This is a genomic window from Candidatus Kuenenbacteria bacterium HGW-Kuenenbacteria-1 (assembly GCA_002839745.1).
Lineage (GTDB): Bacteria > Patescibacteriota > Patescibacteriia > UBA2591 > PGYQ01 > PGYQ01.
In genome coordinates, this window is the sequence record PGYQ01000001.1 from 87217 (window position 1) to 111768 (window position 24552).

At 28.0% G+C, this 24552-nt stretch carries 20 protein-coding genes and 3 tRNA genes; 17 read left to right on the plus strand and 6 right to left on the minus strand.

Annotated elements, in window-relative coordinates:
• The 10 genes from CVV26_00430 (at nucleotide 1) to CVV26_00475 (ending at nucleotide 8606) form a co-directional block, all read left to right on the plus strand.
• Nucleotides 1-1206 (plus strand): AAA family ATPase, encoded by a 1206-nt coding sequence (locus CVV26_00430; protein ID PKL72719.1) that lies wholly within the window; start codon nucleotides 1-3, stop codon nucleotides 1204-1206.
• Nucleotides 1207-1217: 11 nt separating this feature from the next.
• On the plus strand, nucleotides 1218-2171 hold the full coding sequence (locus CVV26_00435) for a hypothetical protein (protein PKL72720.1): 954 nt from the start codon (nucleotides 1218-1220) through the stop codon (nucleotides 2169-2171).
• Between the two features lie 291 nt (nucleotides 2172-2462).
• Nucleotides 2463-2930, plus strand: a complete 468-nt coding sequence (locus CVV26_00440; GenBank protein PKL72776.1) for a hypothetical protein — start codon at nucleotides 2463-2465, stop codon at nucleotides 2928-2930.
• Nucleotides 2931-2950: 20 nt separating this feature from the next.
• Complete coding sequence (locus CVV26_00445; GenBank protein ID PKL72721.1) at nucleotides 2951-4345, plus strand: hypothetical protein; 1395 nt, start codon at nucleotides 2951-2953, stop codon at nucleotides 4343-4345.
• Between the two features lie 5 nt (nucleotides 4346-4350).
• Nucleotides 4351-5520: a hypothetical protein gene (locus tag CVV26_00450; protein ID PKL72722.1), complete on the plus strand. Its 1170-nt coding sequence runs from the start codon at nucleotides 4351-4353 to the stop codon at nucleotides 5518-5520.
• 32 nt (nucleotides 5521-5552) lie between these two features.
• Nucleotides 5553-5624 (plus strand) — tRNA-Lys (locus CVV26_00455).
• 131 nt (nucleotides 5625-5755) lie between these two features.
• Nucleotides 5756-5938 carry a 50S ribosomal protein L35 gene (locus tag CVV26_00460; GenBank protein PKL72723.1) on the plus strand — a complete coding sequence of 61 codons (183 nt, stop codon included), beginning with the start codon at nucleotides 5756-5758 and terminating at the stop codon, nucleotides 5936-5938.
• Nucleotides 5939-5942: 4 nt separating this feature from the next.
• On the plus strand, nucleotides 5943-6575 hold the full coding sequence (locus CVV26_00465) for a hypothetical protein (GenBank protein ID PKL72724.1): 633 nt from the start codon (nucleotides 5943-5945) through the stop codon (nucleotides 6573-6575).
• A 23-nt stretch (nucleotides 6576-6598) separates the two neighbouring features.
• Complete coding sequence (infC, locus tag CVV26_00470) at nucleotides 6599-7147, plus strand: translation initiation factor IF-3 (protein ID PKL72725.1); 549 nt, start codon at nucleotides 6599-6601, stop codon at nucleotides 7145-7147.
• Nucleotides 7148-7154: 7 nt separating this feature from the next.
• A complete protein-coding gene (locus CVV26_00475; GenBank protein ID PKL72726.1) occupies nucleotides 7155-8606 on the plus strand; it encodes a hypothetical protein in 1452 nt (483 codons plus the stop codon).
• On the opposite strand, the gene CVV26_00480 is transcribed toward CVV26_00475, so the two are convergent.
• Nucleotides 8603-9562: a tRNA-dihydrouridine synthase gene (locus tag CVV26_00480; GenBank protein PKL72727.1), complete on the minus strand. Its 960-nt coding sequence runs from the start codon at nucleotides 9560-9562 to the stop codon at nucleotides 8603-8605. The genes CVV26_00475 and CVV26_00480 overlap by 4 nt on opposite strands.
• Before the next feature lie 154 nt (nucleotides 9563-9716).
• On the opposite strand from CVV26_00480, the gene murA reads away from it, so the two are divergent.
• The 5 genes from murA (at nucleotide 9717) to CVV26_00505 (ending at nucleotide 16944) form a co-directional block, all read left to right on the plus strand.
• Nucleotides 9717-10973, plus strand: coding sequence for a UDP-N-acetylglucosamine 1-carboxyvinyltransferase (gene murA / locus CVV26_00485; protein ID PKL72728.1), 1257 nt, complete (start codon nucleotides 9717-9719; stop codon nucleotides 10971-10973).
• Between the two features lie 331 nt (nucleotides 10974-11304).
• Complete coding sequence (locus tag CVV26_00490) at nucleotides 11305-11928, plus strand: hypothetical protein (protein ID PKL72729.1); 624 nt, start codon at nucleotides 11305-11307, stop codon at nucleotides 11926-11928.
• 14 nt (nucleotides 11929-11942) lie between these two features.
• The gene (locus CVV26_00495) at nucleotides 11943-14942 is read left to right on the plus strand and encodes an isoleucine--tRNA ligase (protein PKL72730.1); all 3000 of its coding nucleotides are present in this window, start codon (nucleotides 11943-11945) and stop codon (nucleotides 14940-14942) included.
• A 252-nt stretch (nucleotides 14943-15194) separates the two neighbouring features.
• Nucleotides 15195-15677, plus strand: a complete 483-nt coding sequence (locus tag CVV26_00500) for a peptidylprolyl isomerase (protein PKL72777.1) — start codon at nucleotides 15195-15197, stop codon at nucleotides 15675-15677.
• Nucleotides 15678-15687: 10 nt separating this feature from the next.
• The gene (locus tag CVV26_00505; protein ID PKL72731.1) at nucleotides 15688-16944 is read left to right on the plus strand and encodes a serine hydroxymethyltransferase; all 1257 of its coding nucleotides are present in this window, start codon (nucleotides 15688-15690) and stop codon (nucleotides 16942-16944) included.
• Nucleotides 16945-16964: 20 nt separating this feature from the next.
• On the opposite strand, the gene CVV26_00510 is transcribed toward CVV26_00505, so the two are convergent.
• The 3 genes from CVV26_00510 to CVV26_00520 form a co-directional block, all read right to left on the minus strand.
• Nucleotides 16965-17037, minus strand: a tRNA-Thr gene (locus CVV26_00510).
• Between the two features lie 5 nt (nucleotides 17038-17042).
• A tRNA-Gly gene (locus CVV26_00515) sits at nucleotides 17043-17117 on the minus strand.
• Nucleotides 17118-17451: 334 nt separating this feature from the next.
• A complete protein-coding gene (locus tag CVV26_00520) occupies nucleotides 17452-17688 on the minus strand; it encodes a hypothetical protein (GenBank protein ID PKL72778.1) in 237 nt (78 codons plus the stop codon).
• A gap of 33 nt (nucleotides 17689-17721) precedes the next feature.
• Between CVV26_00520 and CVV26_00525 the strand changes: the two genes are divergently transcribed.
• Nucleotides 17722-17967, plus strand: coding sequence for a hypothetical protein (locus tag CVV26_00525; protein ID PKL72779.1), 246 nt, complete (start codon nucleotides 17722-17724; stop codon nucleotides 17965-17967).
• Nucleotides 17968-18061: 94 nt separating this feature from the next.
• Complete coding sequence (locus CVV26_00530) at nucleotides 18062-20737, plus strand: preprotein translocase subunit SecA (protein ID PKL72732.1); 2676 nt, start codon at nucleotides 18062-18064, stop codon at nucleotides 20735-20737.
• A gap of 34 nt (nucleotides 20738-20771) precedes the next feature.
• Here the strand turns inward: CVV26_00530 and CVV26_00535 are convergent, their stop codons facing one another.
• Nucleotides 20772-21326 (minus strand): hypothetical protein, encoded by a 555-nt coding sequence (locus CVV26_00535; protein PKL72733.1) that lies wholly within the window; start codon nucleotides 21324-21326, stop codon nucleotides 20772-20774.
• 263 nt (nucleotides 21327-21589) lie between these two features.
• A complete protein-coding gene (locus CVV26_00540) occupies nucleotides 21590-24475 on the minus strand; it encodes a hypothetical protein (protein ID PKL72734.1) in 2886 nt (961 codons plus the stop codon).
• Nucleotides 24476-24552: the final 77 nt, after the last annotated feature.

Genomic DNA, 24552 nt, shown 5'->3' on the forward strand with positions numbered 1-24552 from the left:
ATGCAAGAAAATCAATTATCGCCATTGGCCGATCGAATGAGGCCGGAAATATTAGAGGATTTTTTAGGACAGGATGATATTTTAGGTTCGGACAAAATGTTAAATCAAGCCATAAAAGAAGACAAAACGCCTTCAATGATTTTTTGGGGACCACCGGGAAGCGGCAAAACAACATTAGCAAATATTATTGCCAAACAAACAAAATCAGATTTTATTCAAATTAGCGCGGTTTCGTCCGGGGTAAAAGATTTAAGAGAGATTATCAAAAAAGCGCAAGAAAATAAATTGCAAAATAAAAGAACGATTTTGTTTATTGACGAAATTCATCGATGGAATAAAACTCAACAAGATGGACTTTTGCCTTATGTTGAAAAAGGACTAATTGCTTTAATTGGCGCGACAACTGAAAATCCCAGTTTTGAAGTTCGCTCGGCCCTGCTTTCTAGATGTCGGGTTTTTGTTTTAAAACAATTAAGCGAAGAACATTTAATTGAAATTTTAAACAAGGCGATAAAAGATAAAGAAAAAGGATTGGGTGATTTAAATTTAAAAATAGAAAAAAATATTTTGAAAAAAATTAGCCAGATGTCAAATGGCGATGCGCGAGTTGCCTTGAATGTTTTGGAATACGCGTCTAGTTTGTCAAACAATATTACTTTTAAAATTATAAAAGAAGCGTTTCAAAAATCGTATTTGCTTTATGATAAAGATGGCGATGAACATTATAATATTATTTCCGCTTTGCATAAATCAATGCGCGGTTCTGACGCTGATGCCTCATTGTATTGGTTGGCGCGAATGTTAGAAGCAGGAGAGGATCCTTTGTATATTGCTCGCAGATTAGTTCGTTTTGCCAGCGAAGATATTGGTTTGGCAAATTCTCGCGCTTTAGAGCAAACTGTGTCCGTATATAATGCTTGCCATTTTATTGGTATGCCTGAATGTAATGTTATTTTAGCACAAGCTGTTGTTTATTTAGCAAAATGTAAAAAATCAAATGATTTATATTGTGCTTATGAAAAAGCAAAAAAAGATGTTGAACGGTATGGTAATTTACCTGTGCCTTTACATCTTCGCAATGCGCCGACAAAATTAATGAAAGATTTAAATTATGGCAAGGATTATAAATATAGCCCGGATTTTTATTATCAAGAATCGCAGGAATACTTGCCTAAGAAATTAAAACACAGAAAATATTTAAAATAATTACAAAAAATATGAGAGAAAATGAATTTTATTTTAATGACAAACCAAAAGATGAAAATCTTTTATTAGAAGAAGAAATTGAGGAAGGATCTTTTTTAGAAAAAGGGAAGGAGTTTGAATTGTTTCAAAAAAATGAAGAATTATTTCAAGCTTTAGAATTAGAAAATGCAAAAGAAGAAAGAAATGAAAAGGAAATTAAAAAAATTAAAGATACGATTATTTTGGCTAATAGAAAATTGGTAATTTTTTTTGTTAATAAGTATAGGGATCAAGGACTTGAAGTATCTGATTTAATTCAAGAAGGAAATATTGGTTTATTGGAAGCAGTAGAAAAATTTGATTATCGAAAAGGTTATAAATTTTCCACTTACGCTATTTTTTGGATTAAACAGGAAGTGGTTAGAGCTATAGCTGAGCAATCAAGAATTATTCATCTTCCTGAAGGTATAATACAAAAAATTGGGAGATTTGAACAAGCTAAAAATACTTTAATTCAAGAATTGCAAAGAGAGCCATCTTTAGAAGAAATTGCCAAGAAAATGGGAGTTGATCATGAAACAATACGAAGCATAATGCAGGCATTTCAAAAAGTAGTTTCATTAGAAACACCAGCTAACAATGATGGCGATACAGTTTTAGGGGATTTTATTTCTAATGAAGAGCCAGTCATTAAGCAAGAAATAGTGTCTGAAAGGTTTATGAGCTATATTAAAGAAAGAATTTTTCAATCACAAATTTCACAGAAAAAAAAAGATATTTTAGGAGATTTATTTGGTTTAAACAATGTAAAATTAGAAACAGAAGAAGAAATTGGGGAAAAATATAATTGTTCTAGACAGTATGTTTCTGCCACTAAAAAAAAGTTTATTAAAAAGATTAAAGGGCTTTCAGAATTTGAAAAATTATATATGGAACTTTTTAGAAATTCGACTAAATATAAAAAAATAACTGGTTTTGACCATTAAACCATCATTGTCCAATAGTTTTAAGGGAAAGTATAAAGAAATTAAACTTCCAATACTTGTAATATTATCAGAAGATGATAAAGTAATAGATACTAAAATAGCTGAAGAATTTTATCAAGAAATTTCATCCACAAAAAAGTAATTGATTATTTTGAAAAATTCAGGGCATGTTATTCAGCTTGATTATGAATGGGAAAAAGTTGTTTCTGCTATATCAATATTTATTTATAAAAAATAATTTATTTATTAATTACTCATTAAATAAAAAATAATTTGATGAGAGAAAAAAATATGGGAAATTTTAATCGAGGTGTAGGAAGTTTTGACAGAGGCAATCGAAGAGCTGGAAGTCGTTTTAGCGGAAGAGATTTAGGAAAAGGAGATAGAGGTCCAATCACTATGTTTAGAGCAATTTGTGATGAATGCAAAAAACCTTGCGAAGTTCCTTTTCGTCCTACAGCAGGAAAACCTGTATATTGTAATGATTGTTTCAATATACGTGGCAGGGTGAATCAAGATAGAGCACCTAAAAGAGATTTTAATGACAGACCACAAACTCCAAGACCTATTTTTTTAAATAATGAAAAAGAAGATGATATAAAAAAACAATTAGAATTAGTAAATTCAAAGTTAGAAAAACTTATTAGTTTAATAGAAAATTTTTCTAAAGAAAAACTAAATAAAAAAGTAGAAATTGTAAAAAATATCGTAGCCTCTTTACCTAAAAAAGAAATAAAAAAGAAAACTATTAAAAAATAGTATAAAAAAAATTAGTAACTATGGATAAATTGTTATATAAAATTAAAAAATATATTCCATTAAAAATCTTTAAAACTTTACGGCCTTTTTATCATTTTTTATTTAGCATTGCATCGGCAATCTGGTATCGCTTTCCATCTGATAAATTAATTGTTATTGGTATTACCGGAACAACAGGTAAAACCACGAGCGTTTTTTTAATGGCAAAGATGTTGAGTGATATAGGTTATAAAGTTGGATATATTTCTACGGCCATGTTCAGCGATGGTAAAAAAGAATGGTTAAACGATAAAAAAATGACTATGCCTGGTCGTTTTTTTATTCAAAAAATGTTATTTGAAATGGTAAAAAATAAATGTCATTATGCTATTGTTGAAACAACATCAGAAGGTATTGAGCAATTTCGTCATCGTTTTATTAATTATGATATTTTAATTTTTACAGGTCTTTATCCAGAGCATATAGAATCTCATGGTAGTTTTGAAAATTATCGTAAAGCTAAAGGCAAACTATTTGCTTATTTGAAAAAATGTCATACAAAATATGTTGATGATAAAAAAGTTGTAAAATTAGCTGATAGCGGTATTAAAAAAATTATTTTAAATAAAATTAAAAAAATTATTATTATTAATACTGATGATAAAGAAGCTGATTATTTTTTTAATTTTTGGGCTGAAGAAAAAATGGGATATAAAATTGATAATGAAAATTATCAAAATAAATATAATATAATTAAATATGGAAAAATAAAATCAGATATACATGGCATTAATTTTATTGTTAATAATCTTGAAATAAAATTAAACATATTAGGTGAATTTAATGTTTCCAATGCTATGAATGCAGTTTGTCTTGGTTTATCTCAAGGGATTGATTTGGCAAAAATTGCTGATAGTTTAAGTAAAATTCAGCAAGTGCCTGGGAGATTGGAATTAATTAAAGAAGCGCAACCTTTTACTATAATAGTTGATTATTCTTTTGAGCCTGGAGCAATGACAAAACTTTATGAAACCATTGAAGTTTTGCCACATCAAAAGATTATTCATCTTTTGGGTTCTTGTGGCGGTGGGAGAGATACGTCTTATAGAAGTGAAAAAGGAAAAATTGCTGGAGCTAAAGCGGATATAGTAATTATTACTAATGAAGATCCTTATGATGAAGATCCTCAAAATATAATTAATCAGGTTTCATTGGGCGCTATAAGTTCCGGTAAAATTTTAGAAAAAAATTTATTTAAAATTTTAGACAGAAGAGATGCAATTCATAAAGCATTATCTCTAGCTAAAGAAGGGGATTTAGTTTTAATCACAGGCAAAGGTTGCGAACAAGCAATTTGTGTAGCATCAGGAGAAAAAATCCCATGGGATGATAGGAGAGTTGTTAAAGAAGAATTAAAAGATTTTTTATTTATATAAAATATATGTTTTATTTTAATATTTCAAAATTACTCCCGCGTCTCTTAAAAAGAGAAGTGGCTGAATTATACATTACTGTTGCCATAAAAAGTTTCGCTCTTTCAATGATTTCTATTTTTGAACCACTTTATTTTTATAAATTAGGTTTTACGATTCCACAAATTTTGCTTTTTTATTTAGCAACCTATATTTTATACTTTTTTATTGTGCCTTTGGGAGGCAAAATTATTAATCGTTTTGGGTTTGAACATTCAATCTTTTTTTCTGTTCCGTTTTGTATCCTATATTTTTTAACTCTTTATTTAATTTCGATTTATTCTTTTTTTATTCTAATTGCCCCTATTTTTTTAATTATTTATAAAACATTATATTGGCCTAGTTATCATGCTAACTTAGCTAAATATGGCATTGAAAAAGAAAGAGGAAAAGAGGTAAGCGCATTAAATGTAATTGATTTATTATTTGGAGCGATTGGCCCTATTTTGGGAGGATTGATTATTACTTCTTTTGGATTTAATATTTTATTTATTATTGTTGCTTGCATTCTTCTTGTTTCAGTTATTCCTCTTTTTACAACAAAAGAAAAATTTATTTCTAAAGAAATCTTTTCATATAAAAAATGCTTCGAACGTTTATTTGCTTTAGGAAACAGAAAGGCAATGTGGAAATTTATGGGACTAGGCGAAGAAATGATTTATTTAATTATTTGGCCTATTTTTATTTTTTTAATTATCAAAAATTATTCAGTTATTGGTGGTTTAATGACTTTATCTCTTTTAATTAGTGTTTTTGCTACATCTTATATTGGTTATTCTTTTGATAATGGTAATGGAAAAAAAATATTAAGAAAAAATTTAATTTTATATTTTATTTTATGGCTCATTCGAGGATTTATTAGTACGCCAGTAGGATTTTTTTTAATAGAACTCTTTAGTAAAATCACTAATGCTGGCATTCATATTCCTTTAATGGCACATACTTATAAAAAAGCCAATAAATATGGAACATTAAAATATTCTATATTTTTTGAACAAGCATTAATTATTGGGAAAACATTCATCACTTTTATTGTCTTTTTATTATTTTTTATTTGGGGTGCGGGATTTTGGGTTTGGGTTGTTTGTTTTTTTATTGCTGGTTTATGTTCTTTATTGTATTATATTGATTCAAAATAAAAAATAATATAGAATTAAATTCTATTTTTTTTCCGCCTATAGCTCAATGGTAGAGCAGTAGCCTCTTAAGCTATTGGTTCCAGGTTCGAGTCCTGGTGGGCGGAAAAAAAATAGAAAATTTTTACTTATTATTATTTATTATTTTACAATTTTCTATAAATTTGGTATTATTAAAATAAGATTTAATTTTTATTTTTCGTAACTATATATTAGTTACGAGTTACTCTAAATTTTTATGATAAAATCTCATAAATCAATTACAAAACGTTTTAGTAAAACTAAAACTGGAAAAATTTTGCATCGCGTTTGCGGGCAAGATCATTTTAATGCGAGAGAGAGTGGCAATACAACTAGAAATAAACGCAAAGACAAAGTATTGTCTCCGGCATTTCAAAAAGCTTTGAAAAAATTATTTTAAACAAATGAAATTTATTCGTTCAAAAAAACTTATTTTTGTAAATAATAAAGGAGGAGTTGGTAAAACTACATTGGCTTTTAATACTGCTGTTAAATTTTCTGAAAATAGAATTATATTTTTAGGATCTGATTATTTTATCGCGCCTTTAATGCCTGATGCTTTTTCTGTTCAAGGTATTGAGAATTTAGGAAATACTTTTGAGGAATGGAAAGATAATTGGAAAAAAACTGCAAGAGTTTTAGCAAAAGATAAGGGGATCGCTCATAATAAAGTTTTAGATGGTGAAGGACTGTTTATAGGTTATGTAATAAATTCATATAATCAATATTCAAAAAAGCCAATTAAAAATAATGAAGAATGGATTGCTAAAATTCCTAGTTATATTAAAAAATATTTATCAGAAAAACATTGTAGAAATGGACTTGTTGAAAAATCTTGGAAATCAGAATTGGCGTTGATTAAAGATTTTGGACAATTGTCTCCATTAGCGTGGATTAAAAATAAAGCTATATTTAATCTTGATCCAATTATTGATGGTTTTGAAAATATAAAAAGGACTAAAGAAAATCTTGAGCAATCTAAAAAAGAATTTAGCCAGCTATCAGAAAAGATTTTAAAAATCCTTTCAAAATATTAATTTTAATTTTAATTTTTTATTTCATGAGAACTTATCGCAATAAATTTGCTGCTTATAAAAAACAAAAAAAATTTTATTATAAAAATGAAAAAATATTTGCTTTAGAGGTTAAATTAGTTGATGAACAAGGTGAATTCATTGGAATTTTTCCTACTAAAGAAGCTCTTGAAATGGCCAAAGAAAGGGGATATGATTTGGTAGAAATTTCTCCAAAAGAAAATCCTCCAGTGGCAAAGTTTTTAAATTTTGGACAACTTCAGTACGAAGAACAAAAAAAAAGACGAAAAGAAAAGGCTAAATTAAAAACCATAGAAACAAAAGGAATAAGATTAAGTTTACGAATCAGTCAACATGATTTAGATATAAAATTAAAACAAGTTCAAAAATTTTTTGAAAAAAAACATAAGGTAAAAATAGAAATGAATTTAAAAGGAAGAGAAAGACAACATGCAGATTTAGCAATGCAAATTATTCAGAAATTTATTGAACAATTAGGAGAAAAAGTTGTTATTGAACAACCAACAGCAAGACAGGGTGGTCGTTTATTTATTTTAATAAAAGAAAAAGAATAATAAAACTATGGCAGAAGAAGTAATTTTGAGATTTGATAATGTATCATTTGAATATTTATATAAAAAACCTCTTTTAGAAGAGGCTAGTTTTAGTATTCGTAAAGGTTCAAAAATTACCTTAATGGGACAAAATGGCGCTGGCAAAAGTACTCTTTTTGGTTTAATAAAAAATGAACTTAGTCCAAAAACAGGAAAAATATCAATTACTAATAATGCGACAATTGGTACGGCCATGCAAGTAATTAATAGAGAAGATTTTGATTTAACAATAGAAGAATATTTTGCTAAAGCTTTTGAAATAGTGCCAGCTGATCTTAAAAGTAAAATAAGCAAGGTAATGGAAGTAGTAAATTTAGTTATTTCTATAGATAAAAAAGTGGGTTTTCTTTCTGGAGGACAAAAAGCTCGATTGTTATTGGCCTATGCCTTAATTAAAAACCCAGATATTCTATTATTAGATGAACCAACAAATAATCTTGATCAAACAGGAATTGATCATTTAATTACATTTTTAATAATGTATGAAAAAACTGTTATTGTTATTTCTCATGATGCTGATTTTTTAAATTGTTTTACTGAGGGCGTTATTTATTTGGATATATTTACTAAAAAACTTGAAACATATGTTGGAGATTATTATTCTGTGGTAGAAGAAATAGAAAAAAGAATAGAAAGAGAAATAAAGAAAAATGCTCAATTAGAAAAACAAATTCAAGATCGAAAAGAAAAGGTTAATTTTTTTGCTAATAAAGGTGGAAAAATGCGAAAATTAGCACAAAAATTACGAAATGAAACAGAAGAGATGGAAGAAAATAAAGTGGACGTAAGAAGAGAAGATAAAACAATAAGAAATTTTATAATTCCTTGTCAGGATATTTTTGGAAATATTGTTACAATAAAATCGGTAAAAATTATTAAGGATCATCAACCAATAATTAAAAAAATAGACAAGGTATTAACAAAAGGTATGCGTATGTTAATTTCTGGTCCAAATGGAATTGGTAAAACTACTTTTTTGCGATCGCTGATAAATAATGAAAACGAGGGAGCTAATATATTAGATGGAGTTTGTGTGGGATATTATAGTCAAGATTTTACTAATTTGAATTTTAATGACACTGTTTTTGATTCATTAGAAAGTATTTTAAAAACAGGCACAGACGAACAAGAAATGAGATCAATTGCTGCTGGTTTTTTAATTACTGGCGATTTAATGGGACATAAAGTATCTCATTTATCTGAGGGGCAAAAAGGGTTATTGTCTTTTGCTCGGCTAGTATTAATGTGTCCGGGACTTTTGATTTTAGATGAGCCAACGAACCATATTAATTTTAGACATATTCCAGTAATTGCCAAAGCCCTTAATGAATATAAAGGAGCAATGATTTTAATTAGTCATATGCCTGAATTTGCAGAAAAAATAAAAATAGATGAAAACCTTGATTTAGGAAAAATTTAAAATTCTTTTTTATATTGAGCAAGGATTTTTTGGGCTTCTTTTAAATTTTTAGTTTCCATTAATTGTATTCGAATTTTTTTAGCAAGAGGAAAACCAGTGATATAAGTATTAAAATGTTTTTTTAAAACAGCAAAATTTTTCGATTCTTGATAATTTTTATAAAATAAAAAAGCATGTTCTTGGGTAATTATTATTTTTTCTAAAGGTGAAATTAATTGTTTATCTTTTTTAGAATTAAATATCCAAGGATTTCCAATGGCTGCTCGGCCAATCATAATCCCATCTGCTCCTGTTTCTTTTGCTTTTATTTTAGCTTCTTTAAGATTTTTAATATCACCATTGCCAATAATTAAGGTTTCACTTTTTTTGGCAATTTTTACTGCCTCTTTGATCATTTCCCAATGCGAAGGAAAGGAAAACATTTCTTTTCTTGTTCGAGCGTGAATGGTAATTGCTACTGGAGCTTCGGCTAAAAGTTCTGGTAACCAACTTGTCAAAATGTTTTTATCATAACCAATCCTTGTTTTTATTGACACAGGTAATTTTCCAGCACCTTTTTTTGTTGCTTGAATAATTTCTCGCGCTAGTTTTGGGTTTTTAATTAAAGATGCGCCAGCTCCTTGTTTTTCTATTTTTTTATCAGGACAACCCATATTAATATCAATGCCGTCAAAACCTAATGTTTTAATTAATTTTGCCACTTTAAAAAAATTATCTGGTTTAGCGCCAAAAATTTGAGCTACAATTGGTTTTTCATTTTTTTCAAAAGCAAAATAAGGCAATAATTTTTCTTTTGCTTGCGAACAAAGTCCGTCTACAGAAACAAATTCAGTAAAAAAAACATCTGGTTTGCCGTATTTTACAAACATTTGTCGAAAAACAATATCAGTCACCTCGTGCATTGGCGCTAAAATAAAGAAAGGTTTTTTTAATTTTTCCCAAAAGCCTTTTTCCATATTATCAGTTTAATATAGACTTAATTTTTTTTCAAATAATAATTTAAAAAACTATGGGATAAACTATGGGCGTTAAAAACCCATAGTTTATTTTTAATTTTCTTTTTATATGTGCCATTGGTAATGATTTAAATTTTATGTTAATATTTTATATATGAAATATATTATTCAAGGTAAAAGAAAATTAAATGGAGAAATCAAGGTTAATGGAGCTAAAAATTTAGCTTTAAAAGCATTAGCCGCTTCTTTTTTATTTAAACAAGATATTATTATTAATAATGTTCCGGATATTGAAGATATAAAACAAATGTTAGAAATAATAAAAGATTTAGGAGCCAAAGTGAAAAAAATTAATGATTATAAATATAAAATTTCTACAAAAAATATTAACAAAATAGAATTGAGTTCTAGTTTAGCTCCTAAATTACGAGCCTCTATTGTTTTAATTGGTCCAATGTTGGCAAGATTTGGTGAAGCAAAACTTCCATATCCAGGTGGATGTATAATTGGTATGAGACCAATTGATATTTTTATTGATGGATTTAAAGCATTGGGAGTTGAAATAGAAGAAAATAAAAATGGTTTTTATTTTAAAGTAAAAAAATTAAAAGGCGCTAAATTTATTTTTCCAATTATTAGTGTTACGGCAACGGAAACATTAATGATGGCGGCAACGTTGGCTAAAGGTAAAACAACTTTGGTTAATTCTGCTTGTGAACCAGAAATTTCAGCTTTGGCTAATTATCTTAATTCTTGTGGAGCAAAAATTTCTGGGGCAGGGACAAGCACAATTATTATTGAAGGAGTAAATAAATTATTAGCTAAAGACGTTTTTAATATCATTCCGGACAGAATAGAAGCTGGCACTTTTGCTATTATGGCTGCAGCAACAAAAAGTGATATTTTAATTAAAAATTGTGATCCTAATCATTTAGAAATTCCTCTTTTAATGTTAAAAAAAATTGGTGTAAATTTTGAAACAAAAAAGGATTATATTCACGTATTTCCTTCTAAAAATTTAAAAGCGACAAATATTGTCACTCATGAATATCCTGGATTTGTTACTGATTTACAAGCGCCATTTACTGTTTTATTAACTCAAGCTCAGGGAATTAGTTTAATTCATGAAACGATTTATGAAGGAAGATTATTTTATATTGATAAATTAAATAGAATGGGCGCGCATATTATTTTATGCGATCCACATCGAGCGATTGTTAATGGCTTAACAAAATTATATGGCAAAAAAGTAGAAAGTCCAGATATTCGAGCGGGTATGGCAATAATGATTGCTGCTCTTATTGCCGAAGGAGAAACAGAAATTGATAATATTTATCAAATTAATCGAGGATATGAAAAAATTGATGAACGATTACAAAAGTTGGGAGCAGAAATTAAGAGACAGGATTAAAAATCAGTAATTAGTAATGGTTAAACAAATAATGTGAGTGAGGGTTTGCATCTACTTAATTTATTTTTTGGGTAAGTTGGAAAGTTTATTTTTTTGGGTAGGTTGGAGCCTCTGCTCCAACCAAAAAATGAGAGCAGAGGCTCTCATCTACCCCAAGAATTGGAATTAGGGAATTGGAATTAGAATGAATTAGGGACCGTTCATAAAAGTGTGGCTAGCTTTTTTTATCTTTTTGGGTTTAATAGTTAAAAATGGTTGCAATAATAGTTAAATTTGTTTTATTATTAGAATAAATATTAAATTTATTATTAAATAATTATACATTTTTACTATGCCAGACACAATTTTATGTAGGGTCTCAAGAATTATAACTTTTAGAAATAAAAATAATAAAATGCAATTTAAAAATTTTCCTAAATTTCAAGAAGGAATTCATTTTATCACAACAAAAACATTTAGAAATTATCCATATTTTAAAGATGAAAAAAATTGTCTAATTTTATTAGAAGAATTGAATTTTTATAGAAAAAAATTAGATTTTAAGATTTTGGGTTATGTAATAATGTCAGATCATTTACATTTTTTAATTTGGTGGGACATAGAAAAATATCCAGAATTAACGATTTCAAAAATAATGCAAGGGATAAAAGGACATTCAGCTATAAAAATAAGAGATTATATAAATATAACGGGTAGGTTGGAGCCTCTGCTCCAACCAAAAGATGAGAGCAGAGGCTCTCATCTACCCCATAAAAAAGGTCTTAAATATAAAATTTGGCAATCTGGATTTTATGATTTTAATATTATTTCTGAAAGAAAATTTTTAGAAAAGTTAAATTATATTCACAACAATCCAACCAAGTTTGGTTTATGTAAAAATTTAGAAGATTATAAATGGTCAAGTTATCGACAATTTATAAATTTAGATAAAAATTTAATTTTAAAAATTGATTAGTTATAAATTTTTTTATGGAAAAATCATTTTTCTCAAAAATGGAAGAAGAAATTTTAATTTTTTGGAAAGAAAATAATGTTTTCAAAAAATCTATTGAACAAAGAGATATAAAAAAGTCTTATGTTTTTTATGATGGCCCACCATTTGCTACAGGCACTCCGCATTATGGGCATATTGTTGGTAGCGTTATGAAAGACATTATCCCTAGATATTGGACAATGAAAGGTTATCGCGTTGAAAGAAAATGGGGATGGGATTGTCATGGTCTACCAATTGAAAATATTGCCGAAAAAGAATTGGGTTTTAAAACAAAAAAAGAAATTAAAGAATTAGGAGTGGAAAAATTTAATGAAATTTGTCATTCAAAAGTTTTGAGTTATGTTAAAGAATGGGAAAAAGTAATTGAACGATTGGGTCGTTGGGCAGATATGGATAATGCTTATAAAACTATGGATTTGGATTTTATGGAATCTGTTTGGTGGGTTTTTAAACAATTATGGGATAAAGGTTTAATTTATGAAGGCTATCGTTCTATGGCTATTTGTCCTCGTTGTGAAACAACTTTATCACAACAAGAAATCGCTGAGGGATATAAAATAATTAAAGATTTATCAGCAACAGTAAAATTTGAATTAGAAGATGAGCCAAAAACTTTTGTTTTAGCTTGGACAACAACGCCATGGACATTAATTGGAAATGTCGCATTGGCAATTGGAGAAAATATTGATTATGTAAAAATAAGTTTAAAGTTGAAAGCTTGTGAAGAGCTTGCTGAATCCATTAAAATACAAAAATTAGGAGAATATTTTATCTTAGCCAAAGATAGATTAATTGAAAATTTTAAAAATCAAGAATATGAAATTATTAGTGAATTTAAAGGATCAGAATTAATTGGCAAAAAATATAAACCTGTTTTTGATTATTATTTTAAAAATGAAAATTTAGAAAATAAAAAAAATGGTTGGAAAATATATTCCGGTGATTTCGTAACAATTGAAGAGGGGACTGGTGTTGTTCATATTGCGCCGGCTTTTGGTGAAGATGATATGAATTTAGGTAAAGAAAATAGTTTACCTTTTATTCAACATGTAAATATGGATGGAACAATTAAGATAGAAGCAAAGAATTTTGCTGGTATGAATGTCAAACCGATTGGCGATACTCAAAAAACAGATATTGAAATTATAAAATACTTGGCTCATAATGAATCATTGTTTAAAAAAGAAAAATATGAACATAGTTATCCGCATTGTTGGAGATGTGAAACCCCATTAATAAATTATGCGACTACTTCATGGTTTGTGGCTGTAACCAAGGTTAAAGAAAAGGCAATAAAATTTGCGCAAGAAATAAATTGGTCTCCTTCTCATATTAAAGAAGGTCGTTTTGGCAATTGGCTTTCAGGTAGTCGAGATTGGTCAATTAGCCGTCAGAGATTTTGGGCATCGGTTATTCCTATTTGGAAATGTTCTTGCGGAGAGATGAAAGTTTTTGGATCTGTAAAAGAATTAGAGGATTTAATAGGGCATAAAATTACTGATTTACATAAACATACTGTTGATAAAATAACTTTTAAATGTGAAAAATGTGAAAAAGAGATGAAACGAATCCCAGACGTTTTAGATACTTGGTTTGATTCAGGATCAATGCCATACGCGCAAATGCATTATCCATTTGAAAATAAAGAAAAATTTGAAGCTAATTTTCCAGCAGAGTTTATTGCTGAAGGAATTGATCAAACTCGCGCCTGGTTTTATTATTTACATATTATTGGAACAGCAATTAATAATAGCAATGCGTTTAAAAATGTAATTGTTAATGGGATTGTTTTGGCTGAGGATGGCAAAAAAATGGCAAAGAGATTAAATAATTATTCCGATCCAAAGGAAATTTTTGATAAATATGGAGCAGATGCAATGCGTTTTTATTTAGCTTCTTCTCCAGTAATGAAAGCAGAAAATTTATCTTTTTCTGAAAAAGGAGTAGATGAAGCAAATAAAAAAATATTAAATACTTTATGGAATGTTTATAAATTTTATGAATTGCATTCTAACAATCTAGAAATTAAAAGCTATAATATAAAAACTACTAATGTTTTAGATCAATGGATTTTGGCTAAATTAAATTTATTAATAAAAGAAATAACAGTAAATATGGATGCTTATAAAATTATTAATAGTTGTCAATTTTTTGAAACTTTTATTAGTGAATTATCAACTTGGTATATTCGTAGAAGTCGCGAACGATTTAAATTAATAGATGAAAATAATTTTAAACCATTAATTGTTTTACATTATATTTTATTAACATTATCAAAATTAATGGCGCCATTCACTCCATTTATTGCTGAAAAAATTTACCAAAATTTAAAAACCTATAACCTACAACCTACAGCCTACAATTTATCAATACATTTATGCGATTGGCCTCAATTAGATGAAGAAAAAATTGATCAAGAATTGATTAAACAAATGGATTTGGTTCGACAAATTTGTGAATTAGGACATAGTTTACGCTCAGAAGCTGGCATTAAAGTACGACAAACACTAGGAAAATTTTCAATTTTCATCTGCCAGCTGGCGGATCAATTTTTAATTAATGAAGATTGTTTAAATTTAATCAAAGAAGAATTAAATGTAAAAAATATAGAAATAGTGGGAGAATTACCAAAGGGAGAAAATTGGAAAACAAGAGAAGAAAATAAAATTCAAATGGCTTTGAATATAGAAATAACGCCTGAATTAAAACAAGAGGGAATTTTTAGAGAAATTATCCGTCAGATCAATGTTTTGCGCAAAGAGAAGGGTTTAACAATTAAGGATAAAATTGATTTATATGTTTATTTAGAGATAGGGGAGACAAAAGAGGTTTTTGAAAAATTTAAAGAAAAAATAGAAATAGCAACATTATGTAATCAATTATTATTTATTGAGCATAAAAAAGAAGGGGTTGATTTTGAAAAAGAAATTAAGATTGAAAATCAAGTAGTTTGGACAGGAATAAAAAAATATTAAAATTTAAATTTTTATTGTTTAATATATTTTTATATGAAAAAAAATATTTTTTTTATATTAATTATTGTGCTATTATGTTTTATAATAGGTGGCTATTTTTTATGGCAAATATTTATTAAAAACAATCAACATGTTTTTCCTTCTGATTTTGTGAAAGAAAAAATTAGGGAAAATAATGAAATGATAGATAAAAAAATAGAGGATAATAAAATTTTAAATAATAACAAAGAAAATATTTCTTTAATAAAAAATATGCAACATATAATAACAATCAAAACTAATATGGGTGAAATTCGTTTTATGACTTATGACGCGGATGCGCCCAAAACTGTTAATAATTTTATAACTCTTACTCAAAAAGGATTTTATGATGGAACAATTTTTCATCGAGTGATTGATGGGTTTATGATTCAAGGTGGAGATCCAGAGGGTACTGGAATGGGTGGTCCGGGATATACCTTTGAAGACGAATTAAATTCTCAAACTGATTCTTATAAGGAGGGTTATAAAAAAGGAGTAGTTGCTATGGCTAATGCAGGACCAAATACAAATGGTAGCCAATTTTTTATTATGACCGATGATTATCCTTTACCAAATAATTATACAATTTTTGGAAAAGTAATTTCTGGACAGGAAGTCGTTGATAAAATTGTTAAAACAAAAGTTGGTCAAAATGATCGTCCAATTTCTCCTATAATAATGGAAAAAGTGTCTGTATTAGAATTTAAAAATTAATTTTAATTTTATGTCTATTTTAAAAAAAATTGATTCTGAAATTGCTGAGGCGATTGAAGGGGAACTTAATAGACAAAGAAATGGTCTTGTAATGATTCCATCAGAAAATCATGCTTCAGAAGCTGTGCTTATGGCTATGGGGACTCCTGTTTCTAATAAATATGCCGAGGGTTATCCATATAAACGTTATTACACTGGTAATGAATTTATAGATAAAATTGAAAATTTAGCTATTGAACGGGCAAAAAAACTTTTTAATGCTGAACATGCTAATGTTCAGCCCAATGCTGGTTCTGGCGCTAATATGGCAATTTATCTTGCTATGCTCAAATATGGCGATAAAATTATGGGATTAAAACTTGATCAAGGTGGTCATTTAACTCATGGGCATCCTGTAAATTTTTCCGGTCAACTTTATAATTTTGTTCAATATGGTGTTAATAAAGAAACTGAATTAATTGACATGGACGAAGTGCGTAAAATTGCTTTAAAAGAAAAACCAAAAATGATCGTAACTGGCGCTACGGCTTATCCTAGAATTTTTGATTTTAAAGCATTTAAAGAAATTTGCGATGAAGTCGGGGCTTTGCTTTTAGCTGATATTTCTCATTTTGTTGGTCTTTGTATCTCAGGAGATCATCCAGAACCATTTCCTTATGCTGATTTTGTGATGACCACTACTCATAAAACCTTACGTGGTCCAAGAAGCGCTATCATTCTTTCTAAAGAACAACACGCCAAAGCAATTGATAAAGCTATTTTTCCTGGCACTCAAGGCGGACCAATGGAACATATCATTGCTGCCAAGGCAGTTTGTTTTAAAGAAGCTTTAGACCCAGAGTTTAAAAAATATGCTCATCAAATAATGCTTAATGCTAAGGCATTAGCCAAAGTTTTATTAGATGAAGGATTGCGACTTGTTTCCGGAGGTACTGACAATCATTTAATATTAATTGATTGTCGTTCGCTTAAAATTACTGGCAGACAAGGTTCGGAAGCGTTGGAAGAATGTGGAATTTATACTAATAGAAATACCATTCCATATGATGATAAAGGCACAGCTTTTGAGCCAAACGGTATTCGCTTAGGTACTCCTGCCCTAACAACTCGTGGCATGAAAGAAGAAGAAATGAAATTAATTGGTGAAATGATTGTAAATATTATTAAAAATATTGGAGATGAAAATATTAAAAAAAATGTTAAATTTAAAATTAAAGAATTAACAGAAAAATATCCATTATATAAAGGTTTGAGTTATGTAAAATAAAAAAAGTTTATTTTTTTCTAAGCCCCTTGTTGGAATTGAACCAGCAACCTACGGTTTACGATACCGTTGCTCTACCAATTGAGCTAAAGGGGCAATAATGGAGCAGGTGAAGGGATTCGAACCCTCGATCTCTTCCTTGGGAAGGAAACATGTTACCGCTACACCACACCTGCGGAAATTTTAAAATAGTAATTAGTAACAAACAATCCGTAACGAGTAAACAGATAAAAGATTATTTTTAAATTTAATGTTTAGTATTAATATAAAAATATTACCCGTTACTTATTACTGATTACGTGTTACTTTATTAAGTATAAAATGTTTTTTATAAAAAAACAATTTAATGAACAATATAAAAATATTATTTCTTTAGGAGTTTTTAGTTTTTGCTTTTTTGCAGGATTTGGTTTATTGTTTTATTCTTTTTTTATTATTTATCCTATAGAACAAATTTCTGATACAGAAGACCAAAATATTATAGATGTTAGCGCAGATATAAATATTGTATCAAAACCATTTGATCTTAGTAAAGTTAAAATAAATGTTAATACAGAAATAGAATTTCAAAAAATAAAAAATGCAGAGAATAAAGAAGCAGAAAGAATTAAAGAAATAGAAAAAATAAAGCAAGAAAAAATCAAAGAAGCAGAAAGAATTAAAGAAATAGAAAAAATAAAGCAAGAAAAAATCAAAGAAGCAGAAAGAATTAAAGAAATAGAAAAAATAAAACAAAAAAAAATTAATGAGACAAAAAAAGCAAAAGAAACAGAGATTGGTATGGCTAGTTGGTATTGTCCAAGATGGTGTAATAAATTGACTGCGGCTCATCCAAAATATCCCAAAGGAACCAAATTAAAAGTAACTAATTTAAAAAATAAAAAATCAGTAATTGTTATTGTAAATGATTTTGGACCGATTAAAGCTATACATCCTAATAGAATAATTGATTTAACAAAAACAGCTTTTCAAAAAATTGCTAGTATTAAAGCAGGAAAAATAAAGGTTATGGTAGAAAAATTATAAAAAAATATACAAAGGTTCAACCCTCACTTTTATAAAAATTTGATTTTTAATTAAAATTTGTTAATCTTAAAAAATTAATAATAAACTATTTTTTATGCTTTTCTTTCTAAATCCTAATAAAAAAATATTAAAAAAACTGCAACCGATTGTTGATCAAATTAATGCGCTAGAACCAACATTTGAAAAATTTTCTGATCAAGAATTGCACGAACAAACCAAAAAATTTCAACAAGAAATAAAAGAACAAAAAAAATCTTTGGATGATATTTTGCCAGAAGCTTTTGCTGTTGTTAGAGAAGCAGCAAAAAGAGTAATAAAACAAAGACATTTTGATGTTCAGCTTTTGGGTGGGATTATTCTTCATCAAGGAAAAATTGCTGAAATGAAAACAGGAGAAGGAAAAACCTTGGTTGCTACTTTGCCAGCTTATCTCAATGCCTTAGAGGGTAGGGGAGTGCATATTATTACTGTTAATGATTATTTAACTCAAAGAGATGCTTTATGGATGGGAAGAATTTTTAATTTTTTAGGCTTAAGTATTGGATGTATTCAACATGAAAAAGCCTTAAAATTTTTTTCTGAAAAAGAAAATAATTTATTACAAGATCTACAAACTATAAACTACAAACTGCAAACTGATTTAATTCCTGTTTCTAGAAAAGAAGCGTATGCTTGCGATATTCTTTATGGAACAAATAATGAATTTGGTTTTGATTATCTAAAAGATAATATGGTTTATAATTTAAATGAAATGAATCAACGATCATTTAATTATGCAATCATTGATGAAATAGACAGTATTTTAATTGATGAAGCAAGAACTCCTTTAATTATTTCCGCGCCTGCTGAAGAATCAGCGGAACAATATAATCAATTTGCTCAATTAATTCGTCGGCTTAAAGAAAATGAAGATTATAATATTGATGAAAAAATGAAAGCTGCCACTTTAACTGAGGAAGGAATTTCTAAAATGGAAAAATGGTTAGGAATGCAAAATATTTATACTGAAGGAGGTATTAATTTAGTGCATCATTTAGAGGAAGCATTAAAAGCAGAAACACTTTTTAAGTGTGATAGAGATTATGTAATTAAAGAAGGAGAAATAATGATTGTGGATGAATTTACTGGACGTTTAATGCCAGGGCGACGTTATTCTGGAGGACTTCATCAAGCTATTGAAGCAAAAGAAGGAGTTCAGGTTCAAAAAGAAAGCGTTACTTTAGCAACAATTACTTTTCAAAATTATTTTCGTATTTATAAAAAATTAGCTGGAATGACTGGTACAGCAATTACTTCTGCGGAAGAATTTTCTAAGGTTTATAATTTAGACGTTGTTGCAGTTCCAACTAATAATTTAATGATCAGAAAAGATTTAGCAGATAAAATTTATAAAACAGAAGAAGGAAAATATAAAGCCATTGTTGAAAAAATTAAAGAATTACATCAAACCAAACAACCGGTTTTAGTTGGAACAATTTCTATTACAAAAAATGAATTATTAGGAGAACTGTTAGATAAAGTTGGAATTCCTTATGAAATTTTAAATGCCAAAAATCATTGGAAAGAAGCGGAAATTATTTCTCAAGCAGGTAAAAAAGGAGCTGTAACAATTGCCACAAATATGGCTGGACGTGGAGTAGATATCATTTTAGGAGGAAAAAAAACAGAAGAAATTTCAGAAGAAGAATATCAAAAAACACATAATGAGGTAGTTTCTTTGGGTGGTTTATATATGATTGGCAGTGAAAGACATGAAGCAAGAAGAATTGATAATCAATTAAGAGGACGATCTGGTCGTCAAGGAGATCCTGGATGTTCTCAATTTTTTATTTCCATGGAAGATGATTTAATGAGAATTTTTGGTTCAGTTAAAATGAAAGAAATAATGACTCATCTAGGTTTGCCTGATGATATGCCAATTGAAAATAAAATGATTTCTCATTCTATTGAAGCTGCTCAAAATAAAATTGAAGGATATAATTTTGACGTAAGAAAACATTTACTTGAATATGATGATGTTATTAATAAGCATCGTGAAACTATTTACAAAAAAAGACGTGAAGCGTTAGAACCATCTAAAAATTTAAAAGAGATAGTTTTAGAAATGATAGAAAAAGAAATCGAACAAGTCGTTTCTTTTCATACTTCCTTAGAAGATGAGCGACAATGGGATTTAGAAGAAATTTATGAAGTGGTTCATACAATTTTTCCTATTTCAAAAGAAGTTAGAATAAAATTAGAAGACATAGAAAGAGAAGCTGGAAATAAAACTCAAGATATATTAGCAAGAACAAAAATTATTCAATATTTAGTTAAATTGTCTTTAAAAGAATATGATAAATTAGAAGAAAAAATAAATTTAGCTATTAATAATAATCAAACTTTAATAGAAAATAATGACTCTATGAGAAAAATTGAAAAAGAAATTATATTACGCAGTATTGATAATTTATGGATTGAACATCTAGAAGCCATTGATTATTTAAAAACAGGTATTGGTTTACGTGGTTATGGACAAAGAGATCCATTAATTGAATTTAAAAAAGAAGCTTATAGAATGTTTAATGAATTAATAAATATCATTGAAAAACAAATTGTTTATAGTATTTATAAAATTGGTTTTGCTGTTGAAATAGCTCCATCAATAATGCAAAAAAATAATAGCAAATTAAATACTTCTTCTAAGATAATTTTGAAACAAAAAATTAGCCGAAATGATTTATGTTCTTGTGGTTCAGGAAAAAAATATAAACATTGTTGTGGAAAATAATAAAACATTTTACTTAGATAATGCAGATGTAGTTTTAGTTTTTTCTCGTGGCAAAATATAGTTGCATTTGTACTATTGTTGTGCTGATTTGTATAATAAACATTGAAAAAAATAAAATTTTAAATCCCCATTGATTAACAATTAACGTTCCAATAAAAGAAGCGACGCTGACTGCCAAAAATGCGCCCCCGCTCTCAAAGCCCCATTGCGATCCCTCTTTCCCTTTTTGAATATACTTTGCAAATAGGGCAGTTAATGGCGCTGACAGACAAGCTGTCCCTATTGCGAATATGACTTGTAGAAAAAATAATTGCCACGGGCTTGATATAGTTAAATATAACAAACTACCTAAAGCATACATGCCGTATCCGAAAATTGTAATAAGTTCTTTATTTAGTTTATCAGACATTTTACCGACTACCATCATTAAAACACCTGTACAAGCACTAAAAACTGTGACAGTAAAACCAATGTCTAAAATACTGCCACCAATTTTTTCAACAAACACAGCATAAAATGGACCAATTAGGTTATCACCAAAATTTGCCATTAAACTAGCGGTTAAAAGTATTTTATATCCTTTTTTCATTTAAGGGGATTTAAATTTAATTTTTATTCCAAAGAAAAATTAAATTTCGTCTATGGAATTTTAAATTAAAAAATAAAAAATAAATTTAATAAATTTTATGACATAAATTCTAGTAAATTTTTCACTTGTGAGTTGTTTTATCATTGAGCTATTATGATGCAATAATTAATTAGGATGACTCAAGAAGAGTTATCAAGGGTAGTCGCATAAGGTTTATTGTGCGACGCGATATATATTTTAAAACCGTATTTCCTTTCCTTTTATTAATTATCCCCTTTTATATTAATTATTAATTTTTCGCTTTGAAATGTTTTATCGTCTTTATTAATAACAACAGCATAAAGAAAATAATTTCCTGTTAAAGTGTCGTGCCAATCAAAATTTATTTGATTATTTTGAATATTATTTAATTCTCCTATTAAATATTCTTGCATTGTATAAATATTTTGCGCATAAATTTTTATATTTTTAGGATTAAAAATATCTATTAAAGAAAGCTTTAATTGTATAAATTCAAATTTTTGAAAAATAGAATTATTTTGAGGTATAAGCCATAAAATTTGAGGATTATAACTTTTTTCTCTTAATAAATTAAAATTTATTTCATTTTCTCCTTGATTATCAATGTCATCATAAAAAACAACCTTTAATTTATGAAAACCATTTTCTAAATTAGAAATTGGCACTTGTTCAAAATCTTGAGGAAAATAATTAATTGTTTTGGCTAATTGATTATCAATAAAAAATTCAATTCTGTTTATTTTTTTTCGAGGTATTTCTGCCCCAATTTTTGTTTCTATAAAAGAACTTGTGTATGTTTCATTGTCATTTGGAAAAATTATTTTTACTTTAGGTTGGTTTTCTTTTATATGTAAATCATCATATTCTGTAGGTATAATTTCATCTAAATATCCTTTTTCTTTCGCCCATTCTTTAACAGGAGCCTCCCAATTTTTAAATTGAGGATCTTTCCATGCATTTTTAGGATAAGGTCCTTGAGGATCTTCTTTGTTTATAAAATATAAAATATCATGCACTTTAGAATATTTTTTTTCTATAATAAAAGAGGATGGAGTTAAATCCGTAGCTAATTTTCCTGAAGCCTTATCAATTTTAACGATTGTTTCATCGATAAATTTTCCATTTAAAACCGCTTTATTAGTAACTATTTTTTTAGGTAAAGTAAATTTTTCTATTGGTGTATTTTTTAAAACTTCTTTCATAAAAGCATTCCAAATAGGCGCAGCAATATCTCCGCCAACTGCTTTTATTTTCATTTTGGTATTATCATTATTCCCCACCCAAACACCCACAGCTAAAGAAGGTGTATACCCCATTGTCCAAGCATCTCGAAAATCATTAGTTGTTCCGGTTTTAGCTGCCACTGGTCTTTTCCCTAAATTAAGATTATTGCGAAGACCAAAAATAAAAGATCGCGCATTATTATCAGATAAAATATCATTAATTTGTCGACAAACTTCTTGATCTAATATTCTTTGCCCTTGATTATCAGAAGTATAATCTTCTATTATTTTTCCTTGATGATCCTCTATTTTTAAAATTGGCGTAATTTCATGTTTTATTCCTTCTTGAGCAAAAACTCCAAAAGCGATTGTATGTTCCAAAAGTTTTACTTCGCCAGCTCCAAGAGCTAAAGGAAGACTAAAATTTTCTCTATTTTGAAAAGTAGAATAACCTAATTCATCAGCCAAATCTAAAACAAAATTTATGCCAGTTAAATAAAGAATTTTTATTGCCGGAATATTTAAAGAACCAGCCAAAGCCTTTTTTAAAGTTACTTGACCATGTTCTGTCCCGTCATAATTTTTAGGAACATAAGATTTTTTGCCAGTCGTATCAAAATTAGTTTCTAAATCAAAAAGTACTGTTTGAGGAGTAAATCCTTTTTTAAAAGCAGCTGCATAAACAATAGGTTTAAAAGAAGATCCTGGTTGACGGGGACGAAGAGCAATATTAACATTTCCGTCTTCTTTTAAATTAAAATAATCTTTTGAGCCAACCATAGCTAAAATTTCTCCTGTTTTTGGATCAATTGCTACTAAAGCGGCATTAGTTGCTTCCCATTTTTTATTTTTTTCAGCGCCTTGTTTAATTTTTTCTTCGGCTATTTTTTGTTTTTCAAAATCCAAAGAAGTATAAACCTTTAATCCCCCTTGCTCAACAATTTTTTCTCCATACCTTTGAGTAAGAAGTTCTTTAACATACATAACAAAATGTGGAGCTAGAATATTTTCTCGACGAGAAACAATTTTTTTTAAAATATCTATCTTCTTAGCTTTTTCTACTTCTTCTTTTTTTAGGTGCCCTTCTTGAATCATTAAATCTAAAATTAATTTTTGACGAACTAAAAGTTCTTCTTTATGATTTCCCCAAGGTGAATAATAAGTAGGGGCTTTTGGTAAAGCGGCTAATAAAGCTGATTCAGCAATATCTAAATCTCGCGCTGATTTAGCAAAATAAGTTTGAGCTGCCGCTTCAATTCCATAAGCTTGAGAACCATAAGGGATTTCATTGAGATACATTTTTAAAATTTGATCCTTGGAAAATTTATTTTCTATTTGATAGGCCAAAACAATTTCTTTAATTTTTCGAGTATAGGTTTTTTCAGGAGTTAGAATAGCATTTTTAATAAATTGTTGAGTAATTGTGGATGCTCCTTGAAATGTTCCTCCTTGAATTAAATTAATATAAAAAGCTTTAATTATTCTTTTAAAATCAAAACCATGATGTTGATAAAATCTCTTATCTTCAACAACAATAGCGCTCCATTTTATATATTCAGGAAGTTCTTCTAAATTGATTATAGTTCTTTTTTTCTCCCCATGAATTTCATAAAGCATTATTTTACCTGTCCGATCATAAATTTTAGTGCTGAGTTCTTCAGAGCGTTCTAATAATTTATCCGGATCTGGTAAATCTTTTGAAAGCCAAGTCCATCCTAGTACTCCTGTAATCCCTATTAAAATTAAAAAAATAAAAAATATTAAAAAACAGATTTTTAAAAAATTTTTTATTTTAAAACCTATCTTTATAGAATTTTTTCTTTTTTTTGTTTTATGAAAGAAAAAAGATTTTTTTTTAGGATTAGGATCTGCCCAATTTTGGGGAGATTTAATTTTTAAACGCATAAAAGAAATAGAATTATATTAGAATATTGATTTATATTATCTTAAAAAATAAACAACCCTCAAATAAATTGAAGGTT